Below are 22,993 nucleotides of genomic sequence, written 5' to 3'. Positions count from 1 at the left end.
TTTCAAAATTTTTTTAATTACGGAAGCAATGTCTCAACTTTCTTTAAGGCTTTTAACATTGCTTTTTTAACATCAGAAAGGTTTTCTTTATCAATTAAATTCTTTGAATAAGTAAGATTTGTGAAATGCTCAACAACCTTTTCCTCTTGGTTTATATCTTTCTCAGCAAATCTGTTTTTTAATTCTTCGAATTTAATTTTGGAGACTATCTCTTTTGGGCCAATGGGATCAAGTCCGGCAAACATTTGAAAACGAATTGATGCCTCATTTAGATCCATTTCATTTTTTGGCTTACCGTTAACAAATGATGGTACAAGTTCTTTTGAAATCTTTTCGGCACCTTTATCTACTAAGCTCTCAATAAAGGTTTGATAAATTTTAAGTTTCTCTTGAACTTTTTCATTTTTCTGCTTTTCAGCGTAATCTTTAATTGCTTTTTTAAATTTCTTAGCCTCAGGCTGATCCTGTAAATTCTCTAACTCTGTAAATTTCTGCTCTGCTTCACCAGGAGTAATGTTTTTGTCTCTTAAATCTTTCAGGATTGCTTCAAAAATTCCTCTTGACTCATCTAACTCTTTATCTTTAATTAGCAAAAATTCGTTGCAATGATCTTCAAATTGTTTATTCACTTCTGGATCTAACTTTCTTCCACATGGACCGAGCCTTCTCCATTGTTCCTTGTATTCGTGAATTTTTGCTATTGATTCATCAATATTTTCTTTATCTAGTTCTTTAACTAAATTAATTACCTCTTCTTTTTTAACTTTATTGAAATTTTCTACATCAGATAGAAGTTTATTTATTCCTTTTTTAGACTCTTTAAATTTTTTATTTAAATCTTGAAAATCAGCGTCTGGAACTGGCGAAAAAGATTTCCACTTCTCATGGAGAGTTTTAAGGAAACTAACAATTTCTTTTACAGTAATCGTTTCTTCAGTCTTGCCAGAGGGAAAGGAAATTACCTGTTCTATTAGTGAAAGTTTTTTATCTCTATTCTCTTCCTTTTTACCTTCAAGTTCTTGAAAATAATCTTTACAAGGTGCCCAAGCCTCTTCACAGGCAGTTTTAAATGATGCCCATTTTTCCTTACTCGCAGTCTTCCCATGCTGATCAAGGTTTTGCCATTGCTTTTGAAGAGAATTTATTTGGTTTGCTAATTTGCGTGGTTCAAGTTTTTGATTTGTAAGTGAATTTACCTTGCTAATTAATTCAGTTCGCTTATCTGATGTTGCAAATTCTGCCCAATCATCAAATTCTTTTGCAGTAAAATTTAATCTTTGAAATCTGTGCTTAAATTTTGAGGGAATTGGTTTATCTCTGCCAAATTGCGTATTTAGCTTTCTTAGGTCTTTTTGTGCCTTTTTTATTTGGCCTGAAGAAAAAAGTTGCTCAATATAATTAAGCTGTTGATTTAAATTTATTGCTCTCTCTCCCACAAATCTAGTTTATTATTATTTATAATCCTCAATACAAATATGAAACGCATTTTAACAGGTATTACACCAAGTGGCTATCCTCATTTAGGAAATTATGTTGGTGCAATTAAGCCCTCTTTAGACTTAGCAAAAAAAGATAATGAGTCATTTTTATTCATCGCAGATTTGCATGCCATTATAAAAATTAGTGATGCTAAACAACTTAAAGAGCTTACCAAAGGAATTGCATTAGCATGGTTAGCTTCAGGATTAGATCCAGAAAAAACTTATTTTTACAGACAATCTGATATTCCTGAAGTGAGTGAACTCGCATGGATATTATCTTGTATCGCTGAAAAAGGTCTTTTAAACAGATCTCATGCCTACAAAGCGGCAACTGATTTAAATAAAGAAAATGGTAAAAAAGATGTTGAAGAGGGAATATCAGCTGGACTATTTTCTTATCCAATACTAATGGCTAGTGATATTTTATGTCCAAATGCTACTCATGTTCCAGTTGGAAAAGATCAGCAGCAGCACTTAGAAATAACAAGAGACATTGCAGAAAAGTTTAATAAAAAATTTGGAAATACCTTTAACATTCCTGAAGCTGTAATAAATGAAGAGAAAACAGTTTTAGGTACTGATGGAAGAAAAATGTCCAAAAGCTACAACAACATAATTCCATTACTTTCAGGCGAAGATGAATTAAAAAAATCAGTTATGAAGATAATAACAAACTCCCAAGAACCAGGAGAGAAAAAAGAATGGGAGGATAATATTTTATCTTCGATATACTCCTCATTTGCAGACGAAAACTCCATAAAAGAACTGCAAAACAAATTTAGCGATGGAATAGGGTGGGGAGATGCAAAAAAAATTGTTTTCGAAGAATTAAACAAGCTTTTAACTCCTATACGTGAAAAACATGCTGAACTAAAATCTAAAGAAAATTATCTTGAGGAAATTCTTCAATCTAATGCAAAAAAAGTAAGGGCATTTACAAAGCCATTATTAGAAGAAGTTAAAAGTTCAATTGGTATTTCTAAATTCTAAATTGAATGTATAAAACACGTAGTGAAAAAAATTATCTATGGATTTTTTTTACAATGTTTACTATTGGTCTTGGCCAGTCATTGGTTTTTACTTCAATACCAATTTTCGCAAGAGAACAGGGATTGAATGAAGTAGAAGTTTCTCTTGTCTTTGGAGTTTCAGCTTTTGCGTGGTTTTTTATGTCTCCCTTGTGGGGAAGGTATAGCGATAAATTTGGAACAAGAACTGTAGCGTTAATTGGTTCTCTTGGTTATTCAGCTAATATGTTTTTGATAATACTTCCGATTTTTCTATTTGATCGTGGATTCATTACATCAGCTGCACTTCTGCCTTCTCTAATAGCTTGCAGAATGGTTTATGGCATATTTGGTTCAGCAACAAGACCTGCTTTATTCGGATATGCAGGAAGAATCTCTTCTAGCAAAAACAGAACAACAATTTTTGCAAACCTTGAATCTGGCTTTGTCTTAGGAACTATATTGGGACCGATCGTTGGAGCATTCTTCTTCAGATTCGCTAATAATGAGATTCCATTCATACTATTTTCAATGTTAGGATTATTAGCAGCATTACAGCTGAATATTAGGCTTCGAAATCTTGAATCTACAAAAGCAGTTTTAAGCAAACCAAAAAGGCTAAAAATTGGCGACCAAAAAGTATGGCCGTTTGTTGTTCTTTCATCGTTTATGAGCATTACACAGGCTATTATATTTCAAACCTTAGGGTTCTATATATTTGATAAATTAGGCTATTCTGCACAAGATGCAGCTGTTTATGTAAGCATTTCCTTTGGCATATATTCAACATCTATAGTGATAACACAAACATTTATAACTCCATTATTTAAGTCGTTAAAAACAATGATGTTGTTAGGCCCTGTCTTGGCATTTTTGTCATTCATAGCTTTGATATATGTAAATGATATTTTTTCTCTTATAGGTGCCTTAATTTTAAATGGTATAGGTTTTGCAATAGTTAGGCCAAGTTATGCTTCAGCTTTATCTCAGAGCCATGATGAGTCTTTTCAAAGCTCGGCAGCAGGCCTTCTGGGTAGCACATACCCTATAGGACACATGATTGCACCATTATTTGTTTCTCTTTATGTCTATGGTTATTTTTATCTATATTCTTTATCAGCAATTGTTTGCGTTATAACAGTTGCATTTACAATGTTCCATCCGTATATACTTAAAACTAATGAATACAAGTAAAAAAGCGCTTTTAATGCTTAATCTTGGCACTCCAGATAGCCCAGGAGTAATCGATGTTGGTAAATACTTGAGCGAATTTTTAACTGATTCAAGGATGATAAATATTCCGTCCTTGCTTAGATACCTTTTAGTCAATTTGATAATTGTACCCACAAGATCATTTTCATCCTCAAAGGGATATAAGGAGTTATGGACTAAAAGGGGCTCTCCATTAAAATTCCATATGGAGGACTTAGTCAAAAAAGTCTCAAAAAAATTAAATAAATCGCATGCAGTTTTTTACGCCATGCGTTACAAAAATCCCTCAATAAATTCAGTTTTAAAGAAAATCGAAAAAAAAGGATTTAATGAAATTATTCTTTTTCCAATATTTCCTCAGTACTCATCTGCAACAACTGGTTCATTTTTAGAAAAAACATTTAAAGAGATTTCTTCATGGACTGTCATTCCAAAGATCACAACCATCGACCAATTTTATGATAATCCAAAATTTATCAATGCATTTGTCGAAAATATTAAAAAATTTGATTTAAAAAAGTATGACAAAGTAATCTTTAGCTATCACGGCTTGCCTGTGAGTCAACTAAATGATGTATATGAAGAGGGGTTGTGCTCGGATAGAGATTGTGAGAAAGGAGTTCATGGTGATAACCACTATTGTTATAAAGCCACCTGTTTTGAAACCACAAAGTTAATAAACAAAAAACTCAAACTTCCAAATAAAAAGATTGTTACTTCTTTTCAATCTAGACTTGATTCTGGATGGGTAAAGCCTTTTTCAGATAAAGTAATAAAAGATCTAGCAGAGTCTGGAGCAAAAAGTCTATTAGTTGTATCGCCATCATTTACCATAGATTGTCTTGAAACAGTTGTTGAAATTGGTAGTGAATATAAGGAACTTTTTGAGGAACATGGTGGTCAAAAACTTGATTATGTACCTTCATTAAACTCCAATGACAGCTGGGTAGAGTGTATAATTGACTTAGTTAAATAAAGCTATGAAAGATATTTTAGATTTACAAAAAAGAAACTTTATTGAGAATGGACATCCATCTCTAGAACAAAGATTAGATAGATTAAAAAGATGCGTTGCTCTTATAGAAACACATGATGATCAAATAATTGAAAGCTTAAATGCTGATTATAAGATGAGATCAAAGTACGAAATAATTACATCAGAAATATCTCAAACGCTTAGAACGCTAAATTTTTCTATTAAGAATACAAAAAAATGGATGAAGTCGATAAAAAGGCCATCGGAATACGGAGCTGGATTTCTTGGAGCAAAGTCATATATGATTCCTTCTCCGCTAGGAAGTGTAGGAGTTATTGCACCTTGGAATTTTCCTGTTGGAATGGTGTTTTATCCCACAGCATCCATTTTTGCAGCAGGTAATACAGTAATGGCAAAACCATCAGAATTTACTCCAAATACTTCGCAGCTAATAAAAGAAGCAGTTGAAAAATATTTTGATAAATCAGAATTTGCGATTTTTCTTGGTGGTCCTGAAGTGGGTGAGGAGTTTTCAAAACTTCCCTTCGATCATCTTCTGTATACCGGCAGTGGGAGAATTGCCAAGAAGGTGCTTAGTCAAACTGCGGAAAATATAGTCCCTACTACCATGGAGCTAGGTGGAAAAAGTCCAACAATAATTTCTGATGATGCAGACTTAAAACTTGCTGCAAAAAGAATATTATTCGTTAAAACCTTGAATAATGGACAAATCTGTTTATCGCCTGATTATATTTTCATTAAAAAAGGGTTAGAAGATGATTTTGTTGATGCTTTGAAAAGTGTTTTTGCAGAATTCTTTCCAACTGCTGATGGAGAAGACACATACACCTCAATGGTTAATAAAGATCATTTTGAAAGAATGGAACTTTATTTAAATGATGCTCAAGCAAAAGGTGCATCAGTAATTGAATTGGGGAATTTCGATAATCAAGAGATTAACTTAATGGGCACTAAAGTCATTCTGAATGTAAACGATGACATGGAAGTAATGAAGAATGAGGTCTTTGGTCCACTTCTTCCATTGATGACTTTTGAAAAATTGGATGAAGTAACAAATTATATAAATTCGCATGATCATCCATTAGGTCTCTATTTTTTTGGAAATAAAAAAACTGAGCAAGATTTTGTAATTAATAACACAAAATCAGGTGGGGTAACTATTAATGATGTAATGTTTCATCTTGCACAATCACATTTACCATTTGGAGGTGTTGGACCTTCAGGATATGGACATTATCATGGTTATGAAGGATTCTTGAATTTTAGTAATCTTCGCGCTGTGTATTACCAAAGTAAATTTGATAAAATCTTCGAAGCAATGCGGCCTCCCAGAGGAAAATCTTTCAAAGCTTTCTTAGATTTAATGAAAAGAATTTCTTGATCACATTCCTCAATAAAATTTCATTTAGGTATCTTCTAAAAAAGGGGTCAAATAAATTATCCTCTCTTTCAATACTTACAACACTTGGTGTAAGCATCGGAATAGCTGTGTTAATAACAGTTGTTTCAGTTATGAATGGTTTTGAGAATGAACTAAGGAAAAGAATTCTTGGCGTAATTCCCCATATAGTTCTGGAAAAGAAGGGGGGCTTCATAAGCTCAAAAGATACAATTGAAAAAATTGCATCTGACTCTCGCATTAGCTCAACATCAACATTTTTTTCAAAAGAGACGATATTAAATTCTGAAAATATCACTACAGGAGCACTAATCAAAGGCACTGATGTAATATCAGAGCTTTCTATAATTCCAGATTTCTTGAGTATTGGCAGTCTTTTGAACCTAGAGAATGGGAATAATATTATTTTGGGAGAGGGACTAGCTCTTGAATTAGGAAAATTTCCAAATGAATTTGTAAACATTGTTGTAATAGATGAAGAAAATCCATTGGAAGAAATGCCAAAAATTATTCCATTTAAAATTGTTGGAATTTTTTCAGTTGGCTCTGAGATAGATCAAAAATATGCACTTATTAGCAAGACATCATTTAAATCGATATTCAATCCAAAAAATGGTGAAAAAATTGAAATCAAACTTAATGACGTCTTGCAAGCGAGTCAAACTAGAAGGGATATTTTGATGAAGCTTAAATCTGATCAAATTTCGGCTATAAGCTGGAATAGTTCGTATGGAGGCCTTTTCAGAGCTGTTCAATTAGAAAGGGTGATGATCTCACTGCTCATTTCATTAATATTGCTCGTTGCAATCTTCAGCCTCTTAATATCAATTAACAATCTTATAAGAGCAAATGAAAAGGAGATTGCAATATTAAGAACTTTTGGATATTCCAAAACAGAAATACAGCTCATCTTCATTCAACTAATTGGCATCATAGGAGCTATTGGCATTTTTTTAGGAAATCTAATGGGCATTTTTTTATCTTTAAACATTACTGAATTTTTTAATTTTTTATCGCAAATTTTTGGCATCACAGTCTTAGATGTCTATTATTTAGAATACTTCCCTTCAATAGTTCACTTTGAAGATGTTGTAATAATTAACCTTGTTGCTATTTTTTTAATAATTTCTTTTGGAATTATTCCTGCAAATAAAGCTGCAAATACAAATCCTGTTTCAATTATAAAATGATTAAATTAGAGAATGTTTCAAAGAATTATGGGGAAGGTAAGCTAATCCATAAGGTTTTTGAAGAAATGAATTTCACGTTTGAATCAAATAAGTCATACAGCCTCGTTGGTCCTTCTGGATCTGGTAAAACAACTTTTTTAAATATTATTTCTGGTCTCGATGATTTTAATAGTGGCTCCATAAAAGTACTGGATCGTGAACTTCATGATCAAAATCAAAATTATAAAAGCAAGATTAGGAGAGATAATTTTGGATTTGTATATCAATTTCATTACCTTTTAGAAAATTTAACTATTTATGAAAACTGTTTGGCAGCCAATTTTGGAGAGGATTCACCAGAAATAAGCAAAAGTTTAGAAAGTTTAAACATATTGAATCTTAAGCATAAATATCCTTCTGAAATATCAGGAGGCGAGCAACAAAGAGCTGCTGTAGCAAGAGCTATATCATCTAGTCCAAAAATACTTTTATTAGATGAGCCAACAGGAAATTTAGACAGGGAAAATAGTAAAAATGTTCAAGATTTTATACTTGAGTATGCAAAAAATAATGACTGTCTTGTATTGTATGCTACTCATGATATTTCATTTGCAGAGCGTGCTGATACAATCTTAAAGATTATTAATTTCCATTTAGGAGAGTGAGTTGGATAAAAATATTTACTCAAGACTACTTAAGTACACCTTTAGATACAAAGGTTTATTTTCACTAAGTATTATTGGTTTTTTTATATTTGCAGCAGCAGATATATCAGCTGTTGAATGGCTTAAAAGAGTTATAAGCTACATAAATAATTCAAATCAATCAGAACTTCTTAGTCCAATCTCGTTAGCACTATTTCTTTTAGTGGTTTCTGTACTTAGAGGAATAGGTTTTTATATGGGTAATTTCTTCATGGCTAATGTTGGTTTAAAAGTAGTTCATAATCTGAGAGAAGAATTGATCAGCTCTCTAATTTATCAGCCTATGAGTTTTTTTGATCTGGCCTCCAAAGGTGAGATTGTAAACAGAATCATATTTACAACAAACCAAATTACTGGGGCAGCAACAAATGCCCTAAAAATTTTAGCTAAAGAGGGATTATTGCTTATTGGACTATTTGTTTATCTTTTATATTTAAGCTGGAAACTTACAGTTGTTGTGCTTGTAATAACACCCTTAATAGCAGTTGTTGTAAGTTTTGCAGGAAAAAGAATGAGAAGAGTAGCTAGAAAAATTCAAGAAATTATGGGCTTAGTAACTCAAGTAAGTAATGAAATTGCAACAGGCGCAAGGGAAATTAAATCATTCAATAATGAAGATGGTGAAAAAGAAAGATTTAAAAGGGCAAACGATGAGAATTTAAAACAAAACCTGAAGATGGAGAGTACATTGAATTTATCTACCCCGCTTATTCAAGTTTTCGTTGCATTCTCATTAGCTCTTATGAGTTATCTTGCTTTATCAAACTTAGATGAATTAAATTTACCATCTGAATCATTTGTAGCTTTTTTTACTGCAGCAGGTTTAATGGCTAGGCCTATAAGGCAATTGTCGAATTTAAACGCTGTAATACAGAGAGGGCTAGCTGCTGCAGAAGATATTTTCAATACTATTGATAGCTATCCAGAGGATCATGAGTCTGGCATCAAGCTTCAACAAACACTTGAAGGAAATGTAGAAATTGAAAACGTTTCATTTTCTTATCTCGAGCACTCTGATCCAGTTCTAAAAGAGATATCGATATCTGCAAAAAAAGGTGAAACAATTGCTCTTGTAGGGAGATCTGGAAGTGGAAAATCTACTATCGTGAATCTTCTAAATAGATTTTATGACTCCTTTGAAGGAAAAATTACGATTGATGGTTATGACATAAGGAAGATTAATCTTAAAGACTTAAGAGAAGCAATTTCGTATGTTTCTCAGGATCCTGTTCTTTTTAATGACACCATAAGAAATAACATCACCTATGGTTTAAAGGAAGTGACAGAAAAGGCAATTTATGAAGCTGCGAAGGATGCTAACGCTTATGAATTTATAACAAATCTTCCAGATGGTTTTGACACAATTATTGGCGATGATGGTGTTTTACTTTCTGGTGGAGAAAAACAAAGGGTTGCAATTGCTAGAGCACTTCTTAAAAAATCTTCTATTTTAATTTTTGATGAAGCAACTTCTGCACTAGATAATGAATCTGAAAAGGCTATTCAGACGGCTATTGAAAAGGCATCTAAAGATAAAACCACTTTCATTATTGCGCATCGGCTTAGCAGCGTTGAGAAAGCTGACAAGATATGTGTAATTGAAGATGGAAGAATAACTCAAATGGGCAAACATGATGATCTCATGGAACAACAAGGGCTTTACAACAAGCTTCAAGGGAAGGGGCAAGAAAAAATAGAAAAAGAAACTCCTAAAATAGAAAAAGTGTTACCAGAAATCTATGTTGAAAAATTAGGATTTTGGGATAGGGTCGGCATATTAAACATATTGTTAATGCCAATTAGCCTCTTATATTGGCTTTCAATATCTATAAAAGACTTATTTAATCGAAGACAAATTTCTTCGGTAGATGAGGTTCCTGTTATTGTTGTGGGAAATGTATCTGCAGGAGGAAATGGAAAAACACCTTTAGTTAGTCAAATTGCTAAAGACTTAAGAACAGTTGGATATAGGCCCACTATTGTTCTAAGGGGCTATAAAGGAAACTTTAATGGAACAGTTGAGCTGAATGATGATTCGGATGCAAAACATGTAGGGGACGAAGCTATATTTCACTATAACAGGGGCTTTCCTGTAGTAGTGGACAGAGATAGAGCAAGAGCTGTCTCATATGCTCAAAGAAATATAAATACAGACATAGTTATCTCTGATGATGGCCTTCAACATCATGGCTTAAGAAGGGACTTTGAAATAATTGTTGAAGACTCAAAAAGGGATTTTGGAAATGGCTTATTCATTCCTGCTGGCCCTTTAAGGGATAAAAAAGAGAGAATTAACAAGACTGATTTGTTTTTATACAGCGGAAGAAATAAGGATAATGTTGATTTTTTTGAATTAGAGCCTGCAAGTTGGGTAAACATCAAGACAGGAGATGAATTTGAAATAGAAGATTATCCATTTGGGACAAGTGCAAATTTAATATCAGGAATTGCAAAACCTGAAAGATTTTTAAATAGTGTTTCAAATCTAGGTATTGCTTGTGAACATAAATTTTTCCCTGATCATCATTATTTCTCTGAAAATGACATTAAATTTGATTTCAAAAGAGCTATTCTAATGACTGAAAAAGATGCAGTAAGAATGGATAAGAAACTTATACAAAAAAATATGTGGTTTTTAAAAATGAAAGTAAAACTAAATGTTAACATCACAAAATTAATTACTGATAAACTGAATGAGCGTAAACTTTAATATAGTAATTCCTGCAAGGCTTGCTTCAACCAGGTTGGAGAGAAAACTACTGAAAGAAATTAATGGAAAAACAATTATTCAGAGAACATGGGAGAGAAGCAAAAGTACCAAAGCTAACTCTGTAGTGGTTGCTACAGATTCAAAAGAAATATACGAGCATATTAAAGAAATTGGTGGTGTGCCATTTCTTTCTGATAAAGATCATTCTTCTGGTACAGATCGAATTTGTGAGTATGTGGAAAGTGCATCTATGGGTGACGATGAACTAGTTATCAATCTTCAAGCAGATGAGCCTTTGATCGATGTTGATGCAGTAAATAATCTAGCAGAATTTATGTCAGTAAATCTTCACCCCTACGCAACTATTTGTAAAAAATTTAACCAAGACGATAACATTGACGATGAAAATAGAGTAAAAGTAGTTTTTGATAATAATGGAAAAGCATTATATTTCTCTAGGGCAAAAATTCCTTTTTCAGCAGAGGAGGGGGCTGAAATGTTTCATCACATTGGAGTGTATGGCTATAAAGTATCATTTTTAAAAAAATTTTCTTCATTGCCTAATTCAAAACTTGAAAAGATAGAAAAACTAGAACAATTAAGAGCATTAGAAAATGGGTACGATATCCATGTTCTTGAAGTAAAGACTTTTGAAGCTTGGGGAATAGATACACCTGAGGATCTAGAAAAATTTAGAAACCATATCACTGAAATTGAATCTAATTAAAAAAAATCTCAAACATCAAAATTCACTTAGATTAAGTTCAGAGGCAGAACTTTTTTTTGAATATGAAAATCTAGATGAATTAAAAAAATTAAATAGTTATTGCAAAAAAAACAACTTAAGAATATGTGCTTTAGGAGAGGGGACCAACACAATTTTTCCAAGAAACTTCAAGGATGTTGTTGCAAAATCGAAAAATAAAAAATTTAAAGTAGATAAAAATACTGTAAAAATTGGAGCAGGCGTTAATTGGAACGAGGCAGTTTTTAAAACAATTAAAAATGGATGTTTTGGTCTAGAAAATCTTGCGGGCATTCCCGGATCAGTTGGTGCTGCACCCATTCAAAATATTGGTGCATACGGTTCAGAAATTTCAGAATTTGTAAAAAAATTAGAGTGTTTTGATATTAAAAAAAATAAAGTTGTAAATTTTCTAAATAAAGATTGTAAATTTGGTTATAGAAAAAGCGTATTTCAATTAAATAAAGATCTAATCATAAATGAAGTTACTCTGATTCTTAATCGGAAATTTTCTCCAAATTCTAGTTACTTCTCTCCAGGAATATTTTCTGTTAAAGAAGATTCTAATGATATTAAATATGCAATGAATTGGGCTAATAAAATTGTTGAGTTAAGAGAATCTAAAATTCCTAATACTTCAGATTACCCAAATGTTGGAAGTTTTTTTAAAAATCCATTAGTGTCAGAAAAATTTTTTCAAAATAATAAGAAATTAGAGAAATTGAAGACATTCAAAAGAGAGGGAGATCAAATAAAACTCTCCGCTGCTGAAATGATTGATAAGTCAGATCTAAAAGGTATGAGGCTAAATAATTTAGGAATTTCATCAAAACACTCATTGGTGTTTGTAAATTTTGGAATTACAACCTCAAGAGAGGTAAAAGAACTTGAGAGTAGGGTTATTGATGTCATTATGGCGACTTATGGTATTAAACTTGAAAGAGAGCCAATATACCTATGAGTGCTTCTATATTTTTTTCATTAGCTTTTGCTCATTTTCTTGCAGTTATATCTCCTGGGCCTGACTTTTTTTATGTTGTTAAAACCTCTTTACAAAAAAGATTGTCATATGCACTTATAGCCTCTTTTGCTATTGGTTTTGGAGTATTTCTTCATTCAATGTTTAGTGTTTACGCTTTTAGAATTCTTTATCAAATTATCCCTAATCTTTACGTATTTGTTGGAAGTCTAGGAGGAATGTATTTGCTTTATTTAGGAATTTCAGGATTAAGAAATAACGAAATCGAAGAGTTGGCAAATTCTACTCAAAGAAAAGAAGAAGAGAATTTATTTAAAGGATTTAGAGAGGGCCTTTTAGTTAACGCTCTAAATGTAAAAGCCTTTATTTTTTTTATATCACTATTTGGTGGCATTGCTGAAAAAACTTCTCTAGAATTTCAAATTTTTATTTCTTTATATTTTTTTATTGCTACATCCCTTTGGTTTATGTTTTTGAGCTATTTTCTCAATCTCGGAAGTAGAAGCATACTTACAAAAAGTGTTCAAAAAAAGATTGTAATAATTTCTTCAATTGGACTTATATTTGTTGGAATTGGACTAATTATATATGTATGGACTTAAGTAAATTAGAAGAAAATATTCTCTCGCTAGAGGACTATCCAGTTGAAAAATGGAATCCCAAACTTTGTGAAGGTGTTGAGTTTGAAATTAATTCAGATGCTGAGTGGTTTTATAACGGCTCAAAAATTGAAAGAATTAAGATGGTTCAATTGTTTTCAAAACTGATCAAATATGAAAAGGGCGAATATTTTGTAGTAACGCCCTCAGAAAAAATTTTAGTTAAAGTAAAAAAAGAGATTTTTCTTATTACTGATTATAAGTTTGAAGAAAATTTTATTATGTTTAAAACCAATACAGATGAATGGATTAAGTTAACAAAAAATAATCCTTTATCTGTTCCTATGATTGATAATCAGCCTTATCCTAAAATTAAACTGAAAGATAATGTATGGGGGCTGCTTAGCCGAAATGTTTTCTATAAGCTAATATCAGATGCGAATCAGGATGGAAATAGACTTTATTTAGAGTCTGACAATAATTATTTTTACTTAAATTAATTTCCTAAAAGCTCTTCAATGAGATGGGCAAGCCTAGATCCTGCAAAAGACATTCTATAGTAAGCAATTGGCACATTCTTCTCAAAATAAGCCTGATCTAAAAATGACTGCCTAGCCACATAACCAACTGCATCAGACAATAAAATTTCTCTATTTTCATTTATCCAATATATAACTCTTTCCTCGTGCGACATTCCAATTTCAATTGGGGATGCTTTTTCAACATCTAAAAACATTAATGGTTTTGTTAAAGCATAGTTTGGAATCAAACCATCCCAAAGTCGGTGCATATTCGTTTTATCACCATTCCATATCTCTACTTCAAGCCTGTTCCCACCAAGATCACTCAAATATCCAATATGAAGGGGATTATGTACGTCGCCAATAAAGTGGCCTATAAATTTTAATGCTTCCTTACGTTTTCTTTTTGAAGCGTCTTTATTTTTAAAAATTTCTATTTGTTGAAGTAATGCGCTGACTATACACCCCTTTGCTGGACAGTGATCATGTGAATACTCAGAAACACCCTCCGGTAGATTTACGTAATGCCAGGATCGTGTTTGAGGTCTATCTCTTTTAATTGTGTCGGCCCACACACACCATTTTTTATCATTGCCAATAATTTTATTTACCTCTTTTTTACTTTCTTCACTTAAATTATCAATAGCAAGTTGGCATATTGCTGAATGTCCTTTATCCCAATAAGCATGTGCTGAAAATGATGTAAAAATTATTAAAGTAAGAACTATTTTTTTAAAATTGAGAAACTTCATTTTGTATTCTCGACAATAAACTCATCTACCTTTTCTTCAAGTACATTTAAAGGAATAGAGCCAAAACTTAAAATATGATCATGAAAAGTTTTAATATCAAAATCTTCTCCTAAACTTTCTTTAGCTTTGTCTCTTAGTTCCATGATTTTGAGTTGACCAATTTTATATGCAAGAGCTTGGCCAGGCCATGCAATATATCTATCAACTTCATTTTCAATATCTAACTGCGTTTTAGCAGTATTTTCTAAAAATAAATTTATGGCGTCATCCCTAGACCAATCTTTGTAATGCATGCCAGTATCTACAACAAGCCTAATTGCTCTCCACATATCATAGGTAAGTTGTCCAAACTTATCATAGGGATCATCATAAATTCCCATACTCTCGCCTAATTGCTCACTGTAAAGCCCCCAACCCTCAATGAAAGCTGTAAATCCTGAATACTTTCTGAAATTAGGAACATTCTCAAGTTCCTGAGTAAGAGAAAGCTGGTGATGATGTCCTGGCACTGCTTCATGAACAGTTAAAACTGGAATTTCATATTTAGGTCTAGTTTCTGGTTTATATAAATTTGCATAAAAATAACCTGGTCTACCTGCGGAGGGACTATTGTAATATGCAGTTGTAGTGTAGGGAGCTGTTTCCATTGGAATCTCAATTACTCCATATGGCGCTCTTGGAAATTTATTAAAAAGAGTTGGCATGTATGCATCTATCTTTTTAGCCATTGCCCTATAAGCAGCTAAAAGCTCTTCACCAGTTTCGTAGTAAAATTGTGGATCTGTTCTTAAAAAATCTAAAAAAGATCTAAAATCTCCATCCCACTCGACTTCTTTTATGACATCTTCCATTTCTTTTCTTATTCTGTTAATTTCTTTCAATCCAAGTTCATGAATCTCATCAGGTGTTAAGTTTGTAGTAGTAAAAGATCGCGCTTTAAATTCATACCAAGCCTTTCCGTCAGGCACTCCACTTAACCCTATTGAGTCACGTGAATTGGGAATGTACTCATTTTTTAAGAATGTTGATAATTCTTTATATGATGGCATTAGCTCATCTTCTATAAATTCCTTAACTTCAGCCAACAATTCCTTTGCCTCATCACTATTCATCGCCTCTAATTTTGAAAAAGATTTGAAATAAGGGTTTTCTTCAGTTTTTTTTGAAGTCATTGAATCGATCTGTTCTGCAACTTTTCGAACGATATGTTTCGGTTGAGTGTATCCTTTTTCAAGTCCCTCTCTATTTATATCTAGCGAGTTTTTTACGTTCTGTGAATAAGACTTTACTCTTTCAAACCAATTTCTATGGTCTTGGATACTTTCAAGCTTAAGTCTGCTAGCTAAATCATAATAATCTTGAACGCCGCCTCTTTGATTAAGACGCATGTAAAAACCAGGGAAACTACGAGACTCAAGATCAGTTTCATTCGATAGAAGAAGTAATCGGTAATTAAGTTGATCATCTTCTGTTAGGCTCTCAGGATTAATTTTTTCTAAAACATCTATAACGTATTTTTCAAAGTCTCTATTCTTGTAAAATTCAGAAATTGAATTACTGGAAACCTTATCATCATAGCCCTCATAGCCCAACAGTGAAGCAAATGTTGGATTTTGATCGATAACATATTCCCAATATTCATCTAGAAACGCAGTAAATTTTGCCTGATCCTCGTTAGGTCCTTTTTGTTTAAAATTTTCGTAAAAGACGTTTGTTGAGAAGCCAACTATAAATGATATAAGCAGAACTAGAATGAGTTGCCAGAATTTCATTCAACTATTTTATTACATATTTGGGTAGTTTGGACCTCCACCTCCTTCAGGTGTAATCCAATTTATGTTTTGTGAAGGTTCTTTTATGTCACAAGTTTTACAGTGTATACAGTTTTGAGAATTAATTTGAAATCTTTTTTCTCCATTCTCCTCAACAACTTCATAAACTCCTGCAGGACAATATCTTTGTGCAGGCTCATCATATTTCTCAAGATTATGCATAATTGGTAAATCAGGATCTTTTAGAACTAGGTGACAAGGCTGATCCTCTTCATGATATGTATTCGATAAATAAACTGAACTTAATTTATCGAATGTTATTTCGTTATCATATTTAGGATATTTAATTTTCTTACAGTCTTTAGCTTCTTTAAGGCAATCATGATCTGGAACAGGATGATTTAATGTAAATGGAAGCTTCCCCCTAAATATTAACTGATCTAAAACGTTCATAGCTGCTCCAATTAAGCCACCAAATTTATGAAAGAAGGGATTAAAGTTTCTTGATTTATACAGCTCTTTGTAGAGCCATGTCTCTTTGAGCTGTTTATCAAGAGTCGCATCTTTGCCATCAATCTTTTCAGAAATAACTTTTGCAGCTTCAATACCAGATTTCATAGCTGTGTGTGATCCTTTTATCTTTGAAAAGTTAAGAGTCCCAGCATTACAACCAATTAAATGTCCTCCTGGGAAGTCCATACTTGGAAGACTTTGCAGTCCACCTTTTATCAATGCTCTTGCTCCATATGAAAGTCTTTTTCCTTTTTTAAGATATTTCTTGATACTGGGGTGTGTTTTCCATCTTTGAAATTCATCATAAGGACTTAAATGTGGATTTTTATAATCTAAAGGAACAACTAAACCTAATAATACTTGCTTATTTTCTGCGTGATACATGTATGAACCTCCAGGTGTATCGTCCGGTAATGGCCATCCATTTGTGTGCATCACTAAACCTTCTGAATGATGTTCATTATCAACTTCCCATATCTCCTTAAAACCTATCCCGTAATGTTGTGGATCTTTTCCCTTATCTAGCTCGAACTTTTTAATCAATTGTTTTCCAAGATTTCCTCTACATCCCTCTGCAAAAACAGTAGACTCATTTGCAAAAATTTCTATACCAGGTTGAAAAGAATCTTTTTCATTTCCTTTTGAATCTTTCCCCATATCGCCAGTAATAACTCCTGCAACTTTTCCCTCTTTGTAAATGATTTCTGCAGCAGGAAATCCAGGGAAAATATCTACTCCTAAAGATTCAGCTTGTTCAGCTAGCCATCTACAAAGATTTGCAAGACTGATAATGTAATTGCCATGATTCTTCATTGTTGGCATAAGAAATGATGGAACAGGAATGCTTAATTTATCATTGAGAAGAAACTTAATTACATCCTTTTTAACAGGGACGTTTAATGGGGCATTTTTTTCTTTCCAGTCAGGTATGAGCTCATCAAGTGCTGTTGTTTCAAAGACATTCCCAGAAAGTATGTGGCCTCCAATTTCTGCACTTTTTTCCAGCACACAAATGCTTTTTTCTTGTTTTTTTTCTTTGAATAGCTGTGCTAGCTTTATTGCAGCAGATAGTCCTGATGGGCCACCGCCTACGATAACCACATCATAATCCATTGATTCCCTTGCCATAAATTATGCTTTACTGTTTAAAATTTAACTTTATCCTATATATTGTTATTTGATTCAAAAAAACAATGAAAATACTCATTCCAATTAAACGGGTAAACGATTACAACGTCAAGGTCCGACCAAATCAAGCAAATACCGATGTTGATTTGTCAAATGTCAAAATGGCTGTAAATCCTTTTTGTGAAATTGCTCTTGAAGAAGCAATAAGATTAAAAGAGGGTGGAAATGCAACTGAGATTATTGCAGTAAGTGTTGGAGACGAAAAAAACCAAGAGCAACTCAGAACAGCACTTGCCCTAGGAGCTGACAGAGCCATACTTGTGAAAACTGATAAGACTCTTCAACCTCTTGATGTTTCAAAGATTCTTGTAAAGGTTTATGAAAAAGAATCACCAAATTTAGTAATTATGGGCAAAGTCGGTATCGACGGAGACCACAATCAAACAGGACAAATGTTTTCAGCTCTTACAAATTTACCTCAAATAACATTTGCTTCAAAAGTTGAATTAAACGGTAATGGTGTAGAGGTAACAAGGGAAATTGATGGAGGTCTTGAAACACTAAGTTCAAGCTTACCAGCTGTTATTACTACAGATTTAAGGCTTAATGAACCAAGATATGCTTCTTTGCCAAATATTATGAAAGCTAAAAGAAAGCCTCTTGAGGAATTAACAGTCGAAGAATTAGGTGTTGAAGTTAAGCCCACAGTTACAACATTAAAAGTTGAATCTCCACCAGAAAGAGAGGAGGGCGTTAAAGTTGAAAACGTTGATGATCTTGTCGAAAAATTAAAAAATGAGGCGAAGGTAATATGACAAAAATATTAGTACTTGCAGAACATGATAATAATTCCTTATCTGGAGCAACGCTTTCAGTGGTAAAGGCTGCTGAAATGCTTGGAGATGAAATAGATTTAATTTGTATAACTTCAAATATTAGCAATCTGGAAACTGAGATATCAGCTCTAAGCTCTGTTAAAAAGGTTCATGTCTTTGAAGATAAAATATTTGAAAATGAAATTGCAGAAAATACTGTAGATTGTTTAATTGCTGTTAGCGATGATTATGATTACTTCCTCGCTAGCTCAAGCACATCAGGAAAAAATATAATGCCAAGATTTGCAGGCCTTATGGATATACAGCAAATATCAGAAGTAATAGAAGTTGTTGATGGTAGCACTTTTAAAAAACCAATCTATGCAGGAGCATGCATAGCAACTGTAAAAACAGAACAAAGCAGAAATGTTCTTACAATTAGAACAACCTCCTTTGATAAGACTTCTACAGATGGAGGAAGTGCTGAGTTTGTTAAACATGACTTGCCAGCAAATAATACTAATAAACCTACGTTTGTTAAAAACGAACTTACTGTATCTGATCGACCAGAATTAACATCTGCAGATATTGTTGTGTCTGGAGGAAGAGGTATGCAGAATTCAGATAACTTTAAACTTCTGGAAGGAATAGCAACAAAACTTAATGCTGCAATTGGAGCTTCAAGGGCAGCAGTTGATTCAGGTTTTGCACCAAATGATTACCAAGTTGGGCAAACAGGTAAATCGGTAGCTCCAAATTTATACGTAGCTGTCGGAATATCGGGTGCAATTCAACATCTTGCTGGTATGAAAGACTCAAAAACTATCGTTGCTATAAACAAAGATGAGGAAGCGCCGATTAATTAAATATACTATCAGCAAAATAATACTGACAAATGAAAATAGTATTATTGCTCCGATAGCTAAAGCTCTAAGAAAACCTTTCTTAATAAATTGCTCTAAAGAGTCTCTTTTACCAACTCCTGATAAAATAGATAGAAAATCGTTTATTATTCCCATTTAAGAACTATATTAAATATATGATCAATGTAACGCAAAATGCGGAAGAGTACTTATCTGAGCTAATTGAAAAGAAAGACTTTGATTGTGATATAAGAATATTTGTATCTGAGCCTGGAACACCTAGAGCTGAAACATGTTTAGCTTTTTGTAAAAAAGATGAGTCCGAGCCCACCGATGCAAAAATTAAATTTAAAAAATTTATTCTTTTTATTGAGGAAAAAAGCTTACCTTACCTTGATGATGCGGAAGTTAACTACGATAAAGATAACTTCGGTGGCCAACTTACAATAAAGGCTCCAAGTTCAAGAGTTCCTAAAATTGGTGAAGATGCCAGTTTAGAGGATAAAGTGAATTTCATTCTATATGACGAAATAAATCCTCAACTAGCCTCACATGGAGGAAATGTACACCTTCAAGAAATTACAGACGACAAGTATGCAATTCTTCAATTTGGTGGTGGTTGTCAGGGATGTGGAATGGTAGATGTAACACTAAAAGAAGGTATAGAAAAAACTCTTACTGAAAAAGTTCCTGAGCTAAAGGGAGTAAGGGATATTACCGATCACTCCAAAAATGAAAACGCCTACTACAAATAATCCTATTGCTGTTTTAAAGAGACTAATATACCAAACATTGGATGATCAAAATAATATGTTCTTCCCAGTTCTGCTTTTGAAGAACTATTGATTATAAAGCCATCTCTAGAAGCACATTTTACGACCAATCTTAAAAATCTAGATTTGTAGGCCTTTATAAAACAGTTCTCAAAAAATGGTGTTATTTTGACAAACTTTGATGTTTCAAGTTCTTCAATTTGTTGCTTCCAGGCTAATGAATGTAGGAATGATGCATTTTCAATTTTATCTATATTTTCTTTTAAGGAGCTTTGAAAATTTTTAATTTCAACTTTTCTCAAATCAATAAAAGGATCGAAAACTTTCAATTCCTCTAAATTTTCAAAAGTTTCAGTAGAATTTGAGTTTTTCCAGTTAAAAAAATTTACTTCAACTAGTATTTTCTGCTTATTATCCTCTGCGTTGGTATGTAAAGATAACAACAAAAAAATAGCTATTAACTTGAAAAAAAGGGCCATAAAGTTTTTAATACCAATAGGATTTTTCTCAAAAATCCCAATAAATAAAGTTAGCTATATATTATATAATTAGACGTAAAAGAAGTAGGGTGAAATATGGATCTAAATTTTTCTAAAGAAGACCTAGACTTCCAGAGTGAAGTCAGAGAATTCCTCGATAAAGAGTACCCAAAACACATCAAAGAAAAGATGGATAATGGGGACGATTTAACAAGGGATGAGATAGTAGAGTGGCACAAAGTTGTTGCTAAAAAAGGATGGATGGGGCATTCATGGCCTGTAGAGCACGGTGGTACTGGCTGGGATGCTACAAAAAAATACATCTACCTCAGAGAGTTAGCGATGGAAGGCTGTCCAATGTTTATACCATTTGGTCTTCAAATGGTTGCTCCTGTGATTTGGACATTTGGTTCTCAAAAACAAAAGGATTATTTTTTACCAAGAATATTAAATTTTGATGATTGGTGGTGTCAGGGATACTCAGAGCCAGGTTCGGGCTCGGATTTAGCTTCTTTAAAGTGTAAGGCAGAAAAAGATGGTGAAGAATACGTAATTAATGGACAAAAAACTTGGACAACATTAGGACAACATGCTGACTGGATTTTTGTTCTTGTTCGAACAGATGACTCAGGTAAAAAACAAGAGGGTATCACATTCATACTTGTTGATATGAAAACTCCTGGGGTTAGCGTAAAACCAATAATCACTATAGATGGAGATCACGAAGTTAATGAAGTTTGGTTTGATAATGTTAGAGTGCCAGCTGAAAATGTTGTTGGAGAACCTGGTCAGGGATGGACTTATGCAAAATTCTTACTTTTTCATGAAAGAACATCAATTGCTGGAGCACCCCAATTAAGAAGAGGTCTCAATGGTCTGGTAAAAAGAGCGGAAAAAATCTTTCACAATGATAGTCCTTTATCCGAAGATCCATTCTTTAAATCGAAAGTTGCACAAATAGAATTAGATCTTAGTGCTTTGGAAATGACAGAACTTAGAGGTCTAGCAGCAGAAAGAGAGGGTAAAGGTCCTGGTGCAGAATCTTCTCTCCTAAAAATTAAGGGAACTGAACTTCAACAAAGACTAACATCTCTTGCTCTTGAAGCTGCAGGTCATGAGGCTATTCCTTTCGGAGGTCCATATGGCTTTAAGGATCAGGAAGTATCATCTTCTAAAGCAGCTCAACTTACGGCTGCAAAATATTTAAACTTTAGAAAAGTCACCATTTACGGTGGAACAAATGAGATTCAAAAAAATATTATAGCTAAGGCTGTATTGGGCTTGTAAATTATGAATCTCAATTTCTCTGACGAACAAAACCTACTTCGTGACAGTGTATCAAGGTTTTGTACTTCAGATTATGACTTTGAAACAAGAATGAAGTCTGTAAATTCTGACAGTGGTTTTAGCAAGGAACACTGGAAATTATTTGCAGATTTAGGTTGGCTTGCTGTTCCTTTTGACGAGGAGCTTGGAGGTCTTGGTGGGGATGTCTTAGATTTAAGTATCCTGTTTGAAGAGTTTGGCAAATCAATAGTAGTTGAACCATATTTGGCTAATGTAGTCTTAGCGGGTGGAGTCTTGAAAAGATCTGGTTTTGATAAGAAAGATGAATATCTGTCCTCTATCGTAAGTGGGGAAAAGCAATTTTCCTTAGCAAATTACGAACCAGAAAAAGGATATAACTTAGAAAACATTGAAACAGTTTTAGATGATAAAGGTCTACTCAGTGGCTCCAAATCAACTGTTCTAAATGCTCCAAATGCAGATTACTTTATAGTTTTTTCAAAAAAGGGTGATGACTTTTGTTTCTCACTAGTTTCAAAAGATGCTGAAGGTTTAAATCTTAAGAGTTATAAAACTTATGATGGATTTGTGTCTGGTGAACTAACTTTTGAAAATTGCAAGCCAGAAGCAATAATCCAAGAAAAAGACGCACTAAATAACCTAGAAGAGGTAATGAAAGATGCAATTGTATGTATTTCAGCTGAAGCTGTTGGTGCGATGGAGAAATGTTATAGGCTTACAATTGAATACACACAACAAAGAGAACAATTTGGTTCACCACTCTCTAAATTTCAGGCCTTACAACACCGAATGGTTGATATGTTTATGGAAACTGAATATACAAAATCCTTCCTTCTGAAGGTTCTCGCAACAGAGGATAAAGATGAAAAAACTAAGCTTATCTATGGGTTGAAAAATCAAATTTCAAAATCAGGTAAACTTGTTGGAGAGGAGGCCGTTCAACTTCATGGTGGTATGGGTGTTACTGAAGAAATGTCTGTTGGTCATTACCTTAAGAGATTAATGGTCATAGCAAATATTTTCGGTAGCGCTGACTTTTATCTACAGAAGTATATAAATAGCTAGTT

At 33.1% G+C, this 22,993-nt stretch carries 21 protein-coding genes; 16 read left to right on the top strand and 5 right to left on the bottom strand.

The window, feature by feature from the left end:
• Window positions 1-17: 17 nt before the first annotated feature.
• Window positions 18-1,436: a DUF349 domain-containing protein gene (locus tag M9B42_02440; protein URQ64703.1), complete on the bottom strand. Its 1,419-nt coding sequence runs from the start codon at window positions 1,434-1,436 to the stop codon at window positions 18-20.
• Window positions 1,437-1,475: 39 nt separating this feature from the next.
• Here M9B42_02440 and trpS point away from each other — a divergent pair, with 39 nt between their 5' ends.
• From trpS to M9B42_02385, 11 genes are read left to right on the top strand one after another with little or no spacing between them, the layout of a single operon-like run.
• A complete protein-coding gene (gene trpS, locus M9B42_02435; GenBank protein ID URQ64702.1) occupies window positions 1,476-2,471 on the top strand; it encodes a tryptophan--tRNA ligase in 996 nt (331 codons plus the stop codon).
• Window positions 2,472-2,476: 5 nt separating this feature from the next.
• On the top strand, window positions 2,477-3,682 hold the full coding sequence (locus tag M9B42_02430; GenBank protein URQ64701.1) for an MFS transporter: 1,206 nt from the start codon (window positions 2,477-2,479) through the stop codon (window positions 3,680-3,682).
• On the top strand, window positions 3,669-4,676 hold the full coding sequence (gene hemH, locus M9B42_02425) for a ferrochelatase (protein ID URQ64700.1): 1,008 nt from the start codon (window positions 3,669-3,671) through the stop codon (window positions 4,674-4,676). The genes M9B42_02430 and hemH overlap by 14 nt, the downstream gene beginning before the upstream one ends.
• A 4-nt stretch (window positions 4,677-4,680) precedes the next feature.
• Entirely contained in the window at window positions 4,681-6,078 is a 1,398-nt protein-coding gene (locus M9B42_02420) for an aldehyde dehydrogenase family protein (protein ID URQ64699.1), read from the top strand.
• Window positions 6,075-7,286 (top strand): ABC transporter permease, encoded by a 1,212-nt coding sequence (locus M9B42_02415; protein URQ64698.1) that lies wholly within the window; start codon window positions 6,075-6,077, stop codon window positions 7,284-7,286. Before M9B42_02420 ends, M9B42_02415 begins: the two co-directional genes overlap by 4 nt.
• Window positions 7,283-7,930 (top strand): ABC transporter ATP-binding protein, encoded by a 648-nt coding sequence (locus M9B42_02410; GenBank protein ID URQ64697.1) that lies wholly within the window; start codon window positions 7,283-7,285, stop codon window positions 7,928-7,930. The genes M9B42_02415 and M9B42_02410 overlap by 4 nt, the downstream gene beginning before the upstream one ends.
• 1 nt (window position 7,931) lies before the next feature.
• Window positions 7,932-10,679: a lipid A export permease/ATP-binding protein MsbA gene (gene msbA, locus M9B42_02405; GenBank protein ID URQ64696.1), complete on the top strand. Its 2,748-nt coding sequence runs from the start codon at window positions 7,932-7,934 to the stop codon at window positions 10,677-10,679.
• On the top strand, window positions 10,663-11,406 hold the full coding sequence (gene kdsB / locus M9B42_02400; GenBank protein URQ64695.1) for a 3-deoxy-manno-octulosonate cytidylyltransferase: 744 nt from the start codon (window positions 10,663-10,665) through the stop codon (window positions 11,404-11,406). Before msbA ends, kdsB begins: the two co-directional genes overlap by 17 nt.
• Window positions 11,393-12,385 carry a UDP-N-acetylmuramate dehydrogenase gene (murB, locus tag M9B42_02395; GenBank protein URQ64694.1) on the top strand — a complete coding sequence of 331 codons (993 nt, stop codon included), beginning with the start codon at window positions 11,393-11,395 and terminating at the stop codon, window positions 12,383-12,385. The genes kdsB and murB overlap by 14 nt, the downstream gene beginning before the upstream one ends.
• On the top strand, window positions 12,382-13,005 hold the full coding sequence (locus tag M9B42_02390; GenBank protein ID URQ64693.1) for a LysE family translocator: 624 nt from the start codon (window positions 12,382-12,384) through the stop codon (window positions 13,003-13,005). Before murB ends, M9B42_02390 begins: the two co-directional genes overlap by 4 nt.
• A complete protein-coding gene (locus M9B42_02385; protein ID URQ64692.1) occupies window positions 12,996-13,502 on the top strand; it encodes a DUF1285 domain-containing protein in 507 nt (168 codons plus the stop codon). The genes M9B42_02390 and M9B42_02385 overlap by 10 nt, the downstream gene beginning before the upstream one ends.
• On the opposite strand, the gene M9B42_02380 is transcribed toward M9B42_02385, so the two are convergent.
• The 3 genes from M9B42_02380 to M9B42_02370 are packed head-to-tail and all read right to left on the bottom strand — an operon-like array spanning window position 13,499 to window position 17,688.
• Window positions 13,499-14,275, bottom strand: coding sequence for a S1/P1 nuclease (locus M9B42_02380; GenBank protein URQ64691.1), 777 nt, complete (start codon window positions 14,273-14,275; stop codon window positions 13,499-13,501). The genes M9B42_02385 and M9B42_02380 overlap by 4 nt on opposite strands.
• The gene (locus M9B42_02375) at window positions 14,272-16,047 is read right to left on the bottom strand and encodes a DUF885 domain-containing protein (protein ID URQ64690.1); all 1,776 of its coding nucleotides are present in this window, start codon (window positions 16,045-16,047) and stop codon (window positions 14,272-14,274) included. The genes M9B42_02380 and M9B42_02375 overlap by 4 nt, the downstream gene beginning before the upstream one ends.
• Before the next feature lie 12 nt (window positions 16,048-16,059).
• The gene (locus tag M9B42_02370) at window positions 16,060-17,688 is read right to left on the bottom strand and encodes an electron transfer flavoprotein-ubiquinone oxidoreductase (GenBank protein ID URQ64689.1); all 1,629 of its coding nucleotides are present in this window, start codon (window positions 17,686-17,688) and stop codon (window positions 16,060-16,062) included.
• Window positions 17,689-17,753: 65 nt separating this feature from the next.
• Between M9B42_02370 and M9B42_02365 the strand changes: the two genes are divergently transcribed.
• The 3 genes from M9B42_02365 (at window position 17,754) to nfuA (ending at window position 20,121) form a co-directional block, all read left to right on the top strand.
• Window positions 17,754-18,503, top strand: a complete 750-nt coding sequence (locus tag M9B42_02365; GenBank protein ID URQ64688.1) for an electron transfer flavoprotein subunit beta/FixA family protein — start codon at window positions 17,754-17,756, stop codon at window positions 18,501-18,503.
• Window positions 18,500-19,369 (top strand): FAD-binding protein, encoded by an 870-nt coding sequence (locus M9B42_02360; protein URQ64687.1) that lies wholly within the window; start codon window positions 18,500-18,502, stop codon window positions 19,367-19,369. Before M9B42_02365 ends, M9B42_02360 begins: the two co-directional genes overlap by 4 nt.
• Window positions 19,370-19,542: 173 nt before the next feature.
• Complete coding sequence (gene nfuA, locus M9B42_02355) at window positions 19,543-20,121, top strand: Fe-S biogenesis protein NfuA (protein URQ64686.1); 579 nt, start codon at window positions 19,543-19,545, stop codon at window positions 20,119-20,121.
• A 2-nt stretch (window positions 20,122-20,123) separates the two neighbouring features.
• Here nfuA and M9B42_02350 read toward each other — a convergent pair whose 3' ends face one another.
• Window positions 20,124-20,618 carry an Mlp family lipoprotein gene (locus tag M9B42_02350; GenBank protein ID URQ64685.1) on the bottom strand — a complete coding sequence of 165 codons (495 nt, stop codon included), beginning with the start codon at window positions 20,616-20,618 and terminating at the stop codon, window positions 20,124-20,126.
• 96 nt (window positions 20,619-20,714) lie between these two features.
• Between M9B42_02350 and M9B42_02345 the strand changes: the two genes are divergently transcribed.
• Both M9B42_02345 and M9B42_02340 read left to right on the top strand, forming a co-directional pair.
• A complete protein-coding gene (locus M9B42_02345; protein ID URQ64684.1) occupies window positions 20,715-21,905 on the top strand; it encodes an acyl-CoA dehydrogenase family protein in 1,191 nt (396 codons plus the stop codon).
• Window positions 21,906-21,908: 3 nt separating this feature from the next.
• On the top strand, window positions 21,909-22,991 hold the full coding sequence (locus tag M9B42_02340; protein URQ64683.1) for an acyl-CoA dehydrogenase family protein: 1,083 nt from the start codon (window positions 21,909-21,911) through the stop codon (window positions 22,989-22,991).
• The last annotated feature ends 2 nt before the right edge of the window (window positions 22,992-22,993 follow it).

The organism is SAR86 cluster bacterium (assembly GCA_023703535.1).
Lineage (GTDB): Bacteria > Pseudomonadota > Gammaproteobacteria > Magnimaribacterales > TMED112 > TMED112.
The sequence above is the reverse complement of the archived record's forward strand: the minus strand, read 5'-3'. Positions and strand labels throughout refer to the sequence as shown.